The sequence below is a fragment of the Arenibacter nanhaiticus genome (genome assembly GCF_900141935.1).
Classification (GTDB): domain Bacteria; phylum Bacteroidota; class Bacteroidia; order Flavobacteriales; family Flavobacteriaceae; genus Arenibacter; species Arenibacter nanhaiticus.
In genome coordinates this window covers 17,981-30,752 of record NZ_FQYX01000023.1, presented here as the reverse complement: position 1 = coordinate 30,752, position 12,772 = coordinate 17,981, and the positions used below count along the sequence as shown (strand labels likewise).

The 12,772-nt window shown below is 39.6% G+C and carries 10 protein-coding genes; 4 read left to right on the top strand and 6 right to left on the bottom strand.

The features are described from left to right. Window positions 1–58: 58 nt before the first annotated feature. Complete coding sequence (locus BUA16_RS13195; RefSeq protein WP_072765230.1) at window positions 59–667, top strand: YkgJ family cysteine cluster protein; 609 nt, start codon at window positions 59–61, stop codon at window positions 665–667. 53 nt (window positions 668–720) lie between these two features. On the opposite strand, the gene BUA16_RS13190 is transcribed toward BUA16_RS13195, so the two are convergent. The 6 genes from BUA16_RS13190 to BUA16_RS13165 all read right to left on the bottom strand — a co-directional run bounded on the left by BUA16_RS13190 (window position 721) and on the right by BUA16_RS13165 (window position 7,958). Further along, window positions 721–2,358, bottom strand: a complete 1,638-nt coding sequence (locus BUA16_RS13190; protein ID WP_072765229.1) for an ABC-F family ATP-binding cassette domain-containing protein — start codon at window positions 2,356–2,358, stop codon at window positions 721–723. 115 nt (window positions 2,359–2,473) lie between these two features. Further along, entirely contained in the window at window positions 2,474–3,187 is a 714-nt protein-coding gene (locus BUA16_RS13185) for a hypothetical protein (RefSeq protein WP_072765228.1), read from the bottom strand. A gap of 273 nt (window positions 3,188–3,460) precedes the next feature. Continuing rightward, window positions 3,461–3,802 (bottom strand): hypothetical protein, encoded by a 342-nt coding sequence (locus tag BUA16_RS13180; protein WP_072765227.1) that lies wholly within the window; start codon window positions 3,800–3,802, stop codon window positions 3,461–3,463. A 15-nt stretch (window positions 3,803–3,817) separates the two neighbouring features. Continuing rightward, window positions 3,818–4,582 (bottom strand): DUF3108 domain-containing protein, encoded by a 765-nt coding sequence (locus tag BUA16_RS13175; RefSeq protein ID WP_072765226.1) that lies wholly within the window; start codon window positions 4,580–4,582, stop codon window positions 3,818–3,820. Between the two features lie 330 nt (window positions 4,583–4,912). Beyond that, on the bottom strand, window positions 4,913–7,162 hold the full coding sequence (locus BUA16_RS13170; RefSeq protein ID WP_072765225.1) for an FUSC family protein: 2,250 nt from the start codon (window positions 7,160–7,162) through the stop codon (window positions 4,913–4,915). Between the two features lie 256 nt (window positions 7,163–7,418). Beyond that, complete coding sequence (locus BUA16_RS13165; protein WP_072765224.1) at window positions 7,419–7,958, bottom strand: DUF2911 domain-containing protein; 540 nt, start codon at window positions 7,956–7,958, stop codon at window positions 7,419–7,421. A 243-nt stretch (window positions 7,959–8,201) separates the two neighbouring features. On the opposite strand from BUA16_RS13165, the gene asnB reads away from it, so the two are divergent. The 3 genes from asnB (at window position 8,202) to gyrB (ending at window position 12,614) form a co-directional block, all read left to right on the top strand. Next, window positions 8,202–9,872, top strand: a complete 1,671-nt coding sequence (asnB, locus tag BUA16_RS13160; protein ID WP_072765223.1) for an asparagine synthase B — start codon at window positions 8,202–8,204, stop codon at window positions 9,870–9,872. A gap of 334 nt (window positions 9,873–10,206) precedes the next feature. Next, on the top strand, window positions 10,207–10,518 hold the full coding sequence (locus tag BUA16_RS13155; protein ID WP_072765222.1) for a hypothetical protein: 312 nt from the start codon (window positions 10,207–10,209) through the stop codon (window positions 10,516–10,518). Between the two features lie 149 nt (window positions 10,519–10,667). Next, a complete protein-coding gene (gene gyrB / locus BUA16_RS13150) occupies window positions 10,668–12,614 on the top strand; it encodes a DNA topoisomerase (ATP-hydrolyzing) subunit B (protein ID WP_072765221.1) in 1,947 nt (648 codons plus the stop codon). Window positions 12,615–12,772 lie beyond the last annotated feature (158 nt).

Sequence of the window (12,772 nt, the reverse complement as noted above, 5' to 3'; positions counted from 1 at the left end):
TTGTTAAAATTAATTAAAAAAGCATATTTTTTTTTGACGTACCTTCGTAAAAAAATTAATGTCTATAGAACGTAAGGTTAAAGAAATAGAACGTTTATTTGGTCGCTTAGAGGAAGATATTGCGACCTTTCAATCAGAATCCTCCCTGTCTTGTAAAGCAGGTTGTGGCAAATGTTGCAACCATCCGGAAATAAATGCGTCCCCATTAGAATTTTTGCCTTGGGCATTTCATCTTTTTTTACACGGAGACCCCCTGGCGGTGTTGGAAGAACTAAAGGCAGGGAAATCTGCGGTCTGCCATCTTTATAAGCCTGTTTCTGTATTGGAAAAGGAAAATGGCAGTTGCAGTGAATATAAGTATCGTGGATTAATTTGTCGCCTTTTCGGGTATGGTGCCAGTAGGGATAAATTGGGAGAACTGCGATTGGTGACCTGTAAGATCATCAAAGAAAATCAAAAAGAGAACTTTGAAAAAACGGTTGAAGCGATGAAAAAAGGTCTTTATGTGCCTATTTTTACCGATTATTACATGCATCTCAATCAAATAGACTTTAGACTAGGGAATAGCATTGTGCCTATTAACAAAGCTATGAAAATAGCGATCGAAGAAGTATTGCATTATTATGCGTATCGACCTTTGCCAGAAGGCCATAAAACTACAGCTTAAGAAAAGTGAATTTTTTATAGGGGCATTTTGCCCCTATAAAAGTCTATAACCCCTTAGGATTTTAAATCGATTTCTTTTAAATTTTCGATTCTATTGCGCTTTAAGAAGGCGTCAATAGTTTCAAAATGCTCAATGACGCGTTTGTCCTTAAACTCAAAAACCTTTTCCGATAGTCCTTGTAAAAAGTCACGGTCGTGAGATACAAGGATCAGTGTGCCGTCAAAAGCTAACAAGGCTTCTTTAAGTACGTCTTTGGATTTAAGATCCAAATGGTTGGTAGGCTCATCGAGAATTAAAAGGTTTACAGGCTCTAACAACAATTTAACCATCGCAAGCCGGGTCTTTTCTCCTCCAGAAAGGACACTGACCTTTTTGTCCAACATATCGCCACTAAACATAAATCTGCCCAAAATATTTTTTATCTGGGTGCGTATATCGCCTTGTGCTACCTCGTCTACAGTTTGGAATATTGTGAGTTCCGGATCTAATAGGGAAGCTTGGTTCTGAGCAAAATAGCCCACCTTTACATTGTGCCCTAGTTCGCATTTACCCTCAAAATCCAATTCGCCCATAATCGCTTTGATCATAGTAGATTTTCCTTCTCCGTTCCGTCCTACGAAAGAAACCTTCTCGCCCCTAGAAATAGAAAGGTTGGCATCCTTAAAGACAATATGATCGCCGTAAGATTTGGACAAAGATTCTGCGGTTACCGGATAATCTCCAGAACGCACCGCTGGTGGAAAGCGCAGTTTTAAGGCGCTAGTATCTATTTCGTCGATCTCTATAATCTGTAACTTTTCCAACATTCGTTCCCGTGAGGTTACTTGGTTGGTTTTAGAATAGGTACCCTTAAAGCGATCGATAAAGGCTTGGTTGTCCGCAATAAATTTCTGTTGCTCTTGGAAGGCCTTTATCTGGTGGCTTCTTCTATCTTCACGCAATTGTAGGTAATGAGTATAATTGGCCTTGTAATCATAGATCTTGCCCATGGTTACTTCGATGGTACGGTTGGTGATATTGTCAATAAAAGTCTTGTCGTGTGAGATAACGACCACCGCTTTTGCTTTGTTCAATAAAAAGTCTTCCAACCATATTACAGACTCTATATCCACGTGGTTGGTAGGCTCATCTAAAAGAATAAGGTCTGGTTTTTGTAAAAGAATTTTAGCCAGTTCGATTCGCATTCTCCAACCTCCACTAAATTCGCTGGTAGGTCTATTAAAATCTTCTCGTTTAAAGCCAAGACCGCCAAGTGCCTTTTCTACCTCGGCCTCATAGTTGATATCGTCCAAGGCATAAAATTTCTCCCCTAAGTCAGATACTTTTTCTATGATTTTCATGTAGGCATCGGACTCGTAATCTGTCCGGGTTTCCAATTCCTTGTTTAAACGCGCTATTTCATCGCGCATCGTAAAAATTTCCTGAAAAGCCTTGGAGGCTTCCTCAAAGACAGTACAATTGTCATCGGTCAATAAATGTTGGGGTAAATAGGCGATGACCGCATCTTTAGGGAAACGGATGTGCCCTCGAGTAGGCTTTTGCTCTCCAGCGATGATCTTCATCATCGTAGATTTTCCTGCTCCATTTTTGCCCATGAGGGCAATTTTATCATTTTCATTGATGACAAAGGAAACATCGCTAAACAATGTATCGCCACTAAACTCTACTGCAATTGCATCTACTGAAATCATACCGCTTATATTTTAAAAATGCAAAACTAAATAAAAGGAACGTACCAAGCAGAAATAATATGGTTTAACCAAGACTTCCTCGTATTGTTATCAATGCCGGGGACAAGCAAACGAGCTATGCTTTTGTCCGTGTGCGCTTTCTTAATTTGGCAAGTCGATCTGTATAGTAAGCTTTTAATTCTTCCTTAAAGGTCATGGGATTGTCATAAGTGGTTAGGACCCTATAGGTATAACTATCTTTGACTTGGGCTAATTTCGATTTTAGTGCTTGTAATTCCATTTCTAAATAGGTATTGCCGTCTATGGCAGTAGGCTTCAAAAAAGGCTTGGAAGCAATAAGGGCATGACCGCTGAATATATGGGCGTGATAGGCCTGCAAGGTGGCCAAATCACCAGATTGGTAAATGTCGATAAGTTTAGCGGTAACCTCTGTAGCCAAGGCTGATTTTTCTTCTTCCATAGAAAATTTGTCCGGATGCACATACAGCATCGCTTCTCGATACAATCGTTTTTTTTCTTTTTGGTCTTCAGGGTTCTTATCGATAGGTTTCGTGAGGTTGGCTGGTTTCAGCCCCGTGGGTGCCGCAAAGTTTTTACCGCGTTTTTTTTGAGATAAACGTTTTTCTTTCTTCGCTTTCTTTTGTTGCTTATAAAGTAAGCTCAGCTCTTGTTCGGCTATGATCTCATCTGCTACATAGGCACGGAGGGTATTCTCAAAGGCAGAAAGCTTTTGTAACACCTCCTGCAGTTCTGCTGTAAGCTTATCAATCTTCGCTTGTAAAAGAGATTGATCGGAATCTGGAATACTGGGGAGCTCTTCTTTGTTCATGAGTTAAAAAACACTATGGGAAACAACAGTCTAAGGAGCGAAATTAGGGAGAGCTCTCTTAGGCTTTGTCAGTTGTTAAAAATGGTACGAACGGATCTGTTTAGATCCTTTAATATAAAATGATTGTATAAGATAAAAAAAAATACAGCTTTTAGAGCTGTATTTTTTGAAAGGGGGCGCGGTGTTGTATACAGCCCTAACTAGTATTGTAATAGGATACAGCCTTTTTTCTTGACTTTGGCCATCGGCAATCGATATGGTGAAACTTGGGACTTAAAAATCTAAATCTTCTTCCAATTCGTTTTCGATATCATCAAGTTCCTTAATTGCATCCTCTTTGGACGTCTCTATTCGGTTTTCAAAGTTGGCATCGTTTTCTACCTTATCCTTTATAACAAACAGCTTTGTAATTCCGGCAAGACATATTAAAGCCGTAACCATCAAAATAAATTTTGGAAATTTCTTTTTGGGTTCATCAGAGATTCTGTAGGCTAAGTAGCCAAATAATAAGGCTGCTATGGCTGGAATCATCAGGAGACTTCCCAAAGGGAGAATTAAAAAAACAATGGCTAAAATAGTAGCAAGACAAGCTACAGTAATAAAAATGCTTCTCATAATAAGTAATGGTTTTTAGATTCCTTTCGAAGAAATCAAGGTTAATTGTCCACTCCCCACGGGAATGCTGAATTTTATAAGGGCTGGCAGCTTTTTAGCATCGGCAGTTAGATAAATAATGTTCTCTCCTTTGCCTTGTAGTTTTGCTTCCTGGGTCAAGAGCTGAATTTTATAACACGTCGTTTTACCCAAATCCTTTAGTACAATATCTTCTTTGCCCACATATTTTACGGCCACGTTTTTTTCGGTATTATCGAATATTACTTTTAAAGATAATTTGTCTCCTGGTTTGGCCTTTGAAATGTCCATGTTTCGCAATTGGTACAGCGTAGAAATAACATCGTTGGTATTGTAATCTATAGGTACTATAGTTTCTTTTACAATGCCGTTTTTCTTAGAGACACTACTTTTTACGGTGCGTTTAGTGTAGTTGAAAATATATTTTTCTTTTTTAATATAGCCCCCTTCATAAACATCGCGCTTATACAATACGGGTTTTAAAGTTTTTGGGTTTACATAGGCCTCGTATAAATCGCGAATCTTAAAGAAACTATCCCATTTTTCAAAGGTCGCAGCAGTGCATTTTAAATGCAACATGGTACTTTTGGAAGTTTTTACTTCCTGAACCTCCATAGTTACTTGGGCCAGTTGGGTTAGTAAGCCGCTGATATTATAGGAAGCAGCATAGACTAGTTTTTCTCCGCTTTTAACAGTGGTGTTCTCTTGTGAAAACCCATAACTATAACAGAAGAATAAAAGTGTTGACAGTATTAATTTCATAGGTAGCTATTTATTGTTTTTTTAACGCTCCTATGTAATTCACATGGCTGAATACATATTTACGTCGAGTTATCGGTCATGCTCATTTCATATAACGGTATTAAGTATGAGCTGATTTTCGGCGACAAATGTATTATTAAAAAGGATTGGTTGTGAAATATTATTTTTCGATTTTAAAAGGAGTAGGAGTAAGGTGTAAAAAGGACAGTGATGGTGCTTTTGAATTTCTTGGGATACTAAGTATCAGTCCTAAAGCTAGGGGTGGATTTAATTTTAAATACACATAAAACTACTTGCCCTAAAATGAAAAACAACTAGTTAACCAATCTGCTATTCGGGAACATGGGAGCTATATTTATGGGTGGTGGATTTTAAGTTCTCTACCAAATTTTTTAACCATATTAGTTGATTGTAAATTAAATGTGCTTCCTGAAGATTTAGCAGCATTTCCTCCTTAATTGGGCTATGTCCTAAATTTAATTCTTTCTCGCGTTCTTCGACCAACAGTTCATAGGAGTTCTTTAATTTTTCTTGGGCAAGAATAAGTGCTTCTTGTTCGGTCGGACATAATTCCTTTTTTTGATCCAATAGTTTCAATGTTTCCAAAAGGGTGTTTTCAATGTGGTCAACCACCGTAATAAAATTATCGGAGGCTTCGGTGGTTTTATGGTGTTGAATAAAGGAACCAAGGGAGGCCAAGGTAGATAGGATGGTATTGTTCAGGGTTACCATCTCGTAGACCGGTTCCCAAGCCTTTCGTTTCGATGCAGGGTCTTGGGTCATACGTTGAAAAGCAGCATTTAAATTGCTGATGGCTAAAAATGCGTGTTTCCGGCTTACCTTATAGGAAACGTCCATCACCTCTTTGGTTCGGTAAAACTTCTTTATAGACAATAAATAGTCCGTGTTGCAACGGATGGCAGCCACCAAGAATCGATCTAAATTCATAAACTCCCAACTGGGCCACAACAAGTAATTGGCCACTACGGCCAGTAAGGCTCCAATGGCAGTATCTAATACTCTATATTGTATAATTTCAAAAGCATTTGGGGTAAGTAGGGAATATGAAAAAATGATGGTGGTAGTAAAAAATACAGCCGCCCAACGATAGTTCTGTTGTGTTAATGAAAGGGCAAAGGTTAAGGAAACGGCTGCCAATATGGAATAAACAGCCGTGCTTTGGGTCATAAATATAATGGCGGCAGCAATAACGGCACCAATTAAAGTTCCCGCTATTCTGTTGATAGAGCGCCCCTTGGTAAGCCCGTAATTTGGTCGCATTATCACCAATAAGGTCAGGATAATCCAGTAGGTGTTTTTAATTTCTAATAGGGTGCCAAAGAAATAGGTAATGGTTGCCGTTACCGCAAAGCGTAGGGAATGCCTGAAAATAGGTGAGTTAAAACTTAGGTTTTCCATAAAAATGCGAGAACTGTAATCTTGCGTGGTAATGAACTGCTGGGCCTCACTACTTTTTAAAGTTGTTCTCGAAGTGAGTTCAGAATTGGACAATACCTGCCGTATGGCCCTAATCTTTTGGAGCTGAAGCTCTAAATAGTCATAGAGGTTTTTTAAAATGATGGCACCTTCCCTTGCTTTGGGTAGGGTAACTACTGCTACATATTCTGCGATGGCACTATTGGCCTGATCCAAAGCCAGGAGTAAGCTGCCCTTGCTGGGGATTTTGTCATTCTTTAAAATGGTTTCTGCAAGTTCTTTTAAGTGGTTTCCAAAAACGAAATTGACATCGATGAATTTTTGTAGGTGTTGAGAGTGATCCTTAAACAGGGCATCAATTTTATGGTACTCCAAATTGTTTGCCAAGGACAATTCTAAAATATCTACTAAGGATATAAATATCAACAGGCGTTTTTCATCAAAATGTGTTCTTCCCGATTTTGTTCGCGCCATTAACAAAAGCTCTCGAAGGAGCTCGTGTTTTTCACTGATCTGGGTCTGTAGCTGAAATACATTTTTAAAGTTCTCTTCCCTAGTATTTTTTTGGGTGATCAGCTTCCCGCGGGCAATAAGGTAGTCGCCGGTTAAATCAAGGGTGTCGGCCAATAATTGATCCTCGTCCTTTTTAGGCAATATCCAATGAGAGAGAAGGGAAATGCAGAGATAGAATAATCCACCAATAGCAATACATAGAATATGTATCCATACAGGGGTGTCCGAAATTTTAGTGGTCAAACCTAACACCATGGCCATTAGTCCAGAAAAGGAAACTAAAGAGCCACGAAAGCCATAGACAGATAATAGCGATATGCTAAAGGAAAGCAAGGCTATTACAGCTAGTAATAACCAAAAATAGGGATGGCTTATTGCAACAATAAAGGTCACCACCATGGTGAGGGCAATGCTTATTAAAATACTATTGATCTTTCGTTTTAAACTCCCGGGAATATCGCTTGGTGCATTTAATAGGATTCCTATGGCAATAGAGATGGCGTAGTCCGAATGGCCCATCGGGATGAGTGTAGTCAAAGGAATTAAAATAGCTATGGTAACGATTAATCCTCGAAAAAAGTTGGAGCTTTTAAAAAACAGATAGAGTGAGTTGATTCGTTCCTTTAGCATGCTGCAAAAATACATTCATTATTGGTCCCTAAAATAATTATTAGACTAGAATTTATTACCGATCTGCCTTTAAAAGATAATTCATAGGTATTTAAGAATCTAGATAGATACCGAGCGAGATGTGACGGTGAAAAGAAAAGTTGAATAGACCTAATGACGGCTCTTGGAAGTTATGAAAGACGGCCGTGGGAAGTAGTAAAGGAGTAAAAAAAAGCCGAAATCTATGATTTCGGCTTTTTTAAAATTACGGAATTTTTTAAAAGGTAATTGGCAAGGACACTCTAGTGTTTCCCCAACCTATCACCATATGTGCTCCTTTTTCAATTTCCTTATACGCTATAGAAAAAGCGTCTAATGATTCCGGTGCTTGGCTTACCTTGGCAGGTACTCGCAATACATCGGCAGTATCATCATAGGAGTAAGCTCCCCACTGGTTTAAGTTTTTATTAAAAATAATAGTCCATTCTTTTTCTCCTGGGATACTAAAAAGAGCATAAGAACCCGCAGGGATTACTTTTCCTCCTATAGTAGCATCTTTGTAAAATACAATTTCAGGGGCTTCATTAGCTCCTGTTCTCCAAACCTTACCGGCAGGGGCAAGCTCAGAAATAGATCTTCCTTTTAATTGTGGTCTGCTGTATGTAACACGCATGGATTTTTGTGATACCTTATAGTCAGAAGGGTAGGAAGCAATGTCGGCCGGACTCTTATCTAGACCGCTGAATTTTTGGGCGTGTACCGTGCTTGTGAATGCCAAAGCAAAAATCATTAGAGTAATGGTAAATAAATTTTTCATGTTTTGTTTGTTTTTCTATAGGTCAAATTTAGATAGTATTTCTAGATTTCCTTATATAAAGCCACTATAAATTATTGTTACTTACATAATGACGGATTTGAAGGAGGATATTTAGTGTAAAAGTGTCAGTATATAGCAATATGTCTATATTAGGTTTTATATTGTAAGCAATAAACGTAAATGTGTTTTGTGATTGAAACATTAATCGCATCTTTGCTTTGTAATTGATATAAAAACGATGGTATGTGTGGAATAGTTTGTGCCTTTGACGTTAAGGAAAGTACGGAGGTTTTAAGGCCTCAGTTATTAGAAATGTCCAAAAAAATTAGACATAGAGGTCCGGATTGGAGTGGTATATTCGCTAATGATAAGGCCATAATGGCCCATGAGCGTTTGGCTATTGTAGATCCTGCATCTGGAAAGCAACCTTTATTTAGTGAAGATAACAAATTGGTCTTGGCCGCTAACGGTGAGATTTATAACCATAGAGAACTTAGAAAGCAGTTCGAAGGAAAATATAATTTCCAAACAGAGTCTGATTGTGAAGTGATTTTAGCGCTTTATAAAGAAAAGGGGGCCGACTTTTTAGATGAAATGAACGGTATTTTCGGATTTGCTATCTATGATACCGAGAAAGACGAGTATTTTATCGCGAGGGACCATATGGGGATTATTCCTTTATATATAGGATGGGATGTCAATGGTACTTTTTATGTGGCCTCCGAGTTAAAGGCCTTGGAAGGAACTTGTACAAAAATTCAACTGTTTCCTCCAGGACACTACTTAGAAAGCAAGGATGGCGAATTTAAGAAATGGTATTCCCGCGATTGGATGGAGTACGATGCCGTGAAAGAAAACGAAACGAGTATCCGGGAAATAAAAGAAGCGTTGGAGGCAGCGGTACACCGCCAGCTAATGTCCGATGTTCCTTACGGGGTATTGCTTTCTGGAGGATTGGATTCTTCGGTGACCTCGGCAATCGCCAAAAAATATGCACAAAAAAGAATTGAATCAGACGATACTACCGATGCATGGTGGCCACAATTGCACTCCTTCTCGGTAGGGTTGGAAGGGTCTCCTGATCTTGCTGCAGCCCAGAAAGTAGCAGATCATATCGGTACCATTCACCACGAAATAAAATTTACCATCCAAGAAGGATTGGATGCTATCAAGGATGTAATTTACAACTTGGAAACCTATGATATTACTACCGTAAGGGCTTCTACCCCTATGTATCTTATGGCAAGGGTAATTAAGTCTATGGGTATTAAAATGGTGTTGTCTGGCGAAGGTGCAGATGAATTGTTTGGAGGGTATTTATACTTCCATAAAGCGCCTAATGCCAAGGAGTTCCACGAGGAAACTGTACGTAAACTTAGTAAGCTTCATATGTACGACTGTTTAAGGGCCAACAAATCTTTGGCAGCTTGGGGTATTGAAGGAAGAGTGCCGTTTTTAGATAAGGAGTTTATGGACGTGGCCATGCGTATTAACCCTCAGGATAAGATGATCAATGGAGAACGTATGGAGAAATGGGTGGTGCGTAAGGCCTTCGAAGATATGTTGCCAGAAAGCGTTGCCTGGAGACAAAAAGAGCAATTTTCGGACGGTGTTGGGTATAGCTGGATCGATACCCTAAAAGAGGTGGTCGATAAGGAGGTGACAAGCGAGCAATTGGCAAATGCTAAATATAGATTTCCGTTGCAAACGCCAACTTCTAAAGAAGAGTTTTATTACCGTTCAATTTTTGAAGAACATTTCCCCTCAGATGCCGCTGCATTGTGCGTGCCTCAAGAGGCTTCTGTGGCCTGTAGTACCCAGATTGCGCTAGAATGGGATGAAGCTTTCAAAAATTTGAACGACCCATCCGGTAGAGCAGTGTCCAAAGTGCACTCGGATGCATACGTAAAATAAGGCCGCTAGTTTTCGGAAACAAAAAATGCTGTTTGTTCAGTTTTTATTTAAATTAGTCAGTAAGAAGCACCCACGGGTATCGAAGTAGTTTCGGTATTAGGGTGCTTCTTTTGGTTTATGGAAACCGTTGTTCGGGCCCTGGCCAATTTGGAAATCGATTATGTCGGTACGCTTGTGGGTATCAGGTGCCGTATTTTTTAGGTAGCAGATGGATTTGGGCGTTCCCTCCTGCGTCGGGCGGGCTCTTGACTATATCCCTCGCTTTGCTTCGGGGATGCCGCCGCCATCCCTAACGCAAAGTATACGTCCATTGCGGCTCCCAGCGGGTTTTGAAATGAAACTAAAAGAACTACGAGCTACCGAGGAAGATCATAGGAACTGTTTAGGGTATGGGTACGAAAGCTTCTTTTTAGCAGATCCAACGAAGGAAATCGTTCTTGTGGGGGTAAGTGTTCGTTTTTGTTTCTTCATCTCGTACGCGCTTCCTTTTGATGTTTTAAGACGGGGCAGCGATTGGTTAAAAGCTATCGTGGTGTGGTCTTTTTATGGAAAAAATGTTTTAAAAAAGGAAGGGTTTACAGAAAATATAAGAACTAATATTGGATTGTCTGAAGAAAATAACCTTTTGGAAATAAAGGGTTTCTGAGCCAATGGGGGCTTTTTAAGGTGGTTTGGCTATTTTTTACATTGGTTGTTGATAACTTAATAACTTTAGTCAACATCAATCCCTTATTTTATAGGGTATTGCTTATATTTGTAGGATGGCTAAAATTATAATGAAATAAGTATAAGTTTATGAGCGAAGAAGCAAAAAAAAATAATTATTCTGCCGATAGTATTCAGGCACTAGAGGGGATGGAGCATGTTCGCATGCGCCCATCCATGTATATTGGAGATGTTGGAATACGAGGATTGCACCATTTAGTTTATGAGGTGGTCGATAACTCTATCGATGAGGCAATGGGTGGTCATTGTGATGCAATTGAAGTAACTATCAATGAAGATAATTCTGTTACTACCAAGGATAACGGAAGGGGAATCCCGGTAGATATCCATAAGAAAGAAGGTGTTTCTGCCTTGCAAGTTGTAATGACCAAGATTGGTGCTGGAGGTAAGTTCGATAAAGATTCTTATAAGGTTTCTGGAGGGTTGCACGGTGTGGGGGTTTCTTGTGTGAATGCATTGTCTTCGCATCTAAGGGCTACCGTTCATAAAGATGGTAAAATTTGGGAACAAGAATACAGTAGGGGTAAGGCTCTTTATCCTGTAAAGCAAATCGGAGAAACAACGTATAGAGGTACGATCGTTACCTTTACGCCTGACGATACTATTTTTACACAATCTGTAGAATATAGTTACGAAACCTTGTCCAATAGAATGCGCGAACTTGCCTTTTTAAATAAAGGGCTAGAGATAGTGCTTACCGACAGAAGACAAAAAGACGAGAATAGTGAAAGTGGTTTCGTAAGTGAAAGGTTCTTTTCTCAAGAAGGATTAAAGGAATTTATAAAATTCCTGGACGGAAACAGAGAGCCGCTTATTCGAGAGGTCATTGCTATGGAAGGGGAGAAGAACGATATCCCCGTAGAAGTAGCCATGGTCTACAATACTTCGTATACCGAGAATTTACACTCCTATGTGAATAATATCAACACCCATGAAGGGGGGACGCATTTATCCGGATTTAGAAGGGGGTTAACCACTACCTTAAAGAAGTATGCCGATGCCTCCGGCATGTTGGATAAATTAAAGTTCGAGGTTCAAGGAGATGACTTTAGAGAAGGTTTGACTGCTATTATATCGGTAAAAGTAGGAGAGCCTCAATTTGAAGGACAGACAAAAACCAAATTAGGGAACAGGGAAGTTTCTGCCGCAGTAAGTCAGGCCGTTTCGGAAATGTTGACGAATTATTTGGAAGAGAACCCTGAGGATGCCAAAGTTATAGTGCAAAAAGTGATCCTAGCAGCGCAGGCCCGTCACGCCGCTACAAAGGCCCGTGAAATGGTACAGCGTAAAACCGTGATGAGCTTGGGGGGCTTGCCCGGGAAACTTTCCGATTGCTCTGAACAAGATCCGGCACTTTGTGAAGTGTTCCTAGTCGAGGGTGATTCGGCGGGTGGTACCGCAAAGCAAGGTAGAGATAGAGCCTTCCAGGCAATTCTACCTCTGCGAGGTAAGATTCTGAACGTGGAAAAAGCCATGCAACACAAGGTTTTTGAAAACGAAGAGATTAAAAATATATATACCGCACTAGGGGTAACCATTGGGACGGAAGAAGATAGCAAAGCGCTGAACCTAGATAAATTAAGGTACCATAAGGTGGTCATCATGTGTGATGCCGATGTTGACGGTAGTCACATCGAAACCTTAATATTGACCTTCTTCTTTAGATATATGCGAGAGCTTATCGAAGGAGGGCACGTCTATATTGCAACACCACCGCTTTACTTGGTTAAAAAAGGAACTAAAAAAAGATATGCTTGGTCCGATAAGGAACGAGATGAAATTGCTGCCAGTTTTAACGGTAGTGTATCTATCCAGCGATATAAAGGTCTTGGAGAAATGAACGCCGAGCAGCTATGGGATACAACAATGAACCCAGATTTTAGAACCTTAAGGCAAATTACCATAGATAATGCTACAGAAACCGATAGGGTTTTCTCCATGCTAATGGGAGATGAAGTGCCTCCTCGTAGAGAATTTATTGAGAAAAATGCAGTCTATGCCAATATTGATGCATAGGAAATAATAGTGAAAACAAAAAACCCGTACCCTTTGTACGGGTTTTTTGTTTTTAGATCAAATTGGGAATCCTTAAATTGCAGCGTTCCATTTCTACCTCTTGCTGATGCAATGCTGAGTAAAAAAGTAAAGGAGAATAAAAAAGATAACTACTAAAT

What these genes read in the sequence shown, in the direction of transcription:
- BUA16_RS13180 (WP_072765227.1), bottom strand. Translation starts at nt 3,802, where the DNA reads ATGAGAAGCATTTTTATTACTGTAGCTTGTCTTGCTACTATTTTAGCC.
- BUA16_RS13190 (WP_072765229.1), bottom strand. Translation starts at nt 2,358, where the DNA reads ATGATTTCAGTAGATGCAATTGCAGTAGAGTTTAGTGGCGATACATTG.
- BUA16_RS13155 (WP_072765222.1), top strand. Translation starts at nt 10,207, where the DNA reads ATGAAACTAAAAGAACTACGAGCTACCGAGGAAGATCATAGGAACTGT.
- BUA16_RS13175 (WP_072765226.1), bottom strand. Translation starts at nt 4,582, where the DNA reads ATGAAATTAATACTGTCAACACTTTTATTCTTCTGTTATAGTTATGGG.
- BUA16_RS13165 (WP_072765224.1), bottom strand. Translation starts at nt 7,958, where the DNA reads ATGAAAAATTTATTTACCATTACTCTAATGATTTTTGCTTTGGCATTC.
- asnB (WP_072765223.1), top strand. Translation starts at nt 8,202, where the DNA reads ATGTGTGGAATAGTTTGTGCCTTTGACGTTAAGGAAAGTACGGAGGTT.
- BUA16_RS13185 (WP_072765228.1), bottom strand. Translation starts at nt 3,187, where the DNA reads ATGAACAAAGAAGAGCTCCCCAGTATTCCAGATTCCGATCAATCTCTT.
- gyrB (WP_072765221.1), top strand. Translation starts at nt 10,668, where the DNA reads ATGAGCGAAGAAGCAAAAAAAAATAATTATTCTGCCGATAGTATTCAG.
- BUA16_RS13195 (WP_072765230.1), top strand. Translation starts at nt 59, where the DNA reads ATGTCTATAGAACGTAAGGTTAAAGAAATAGAACGTTTATTTGGTCGC.
- BUA16_RS13170 (WP_072765225.1), bottom strand. Translation starts at nt 7,162, where the DNA reads ATGCTAAAGGAACGAATCAACTCACTCTATCTGTTTTTTAAAAGCTCC.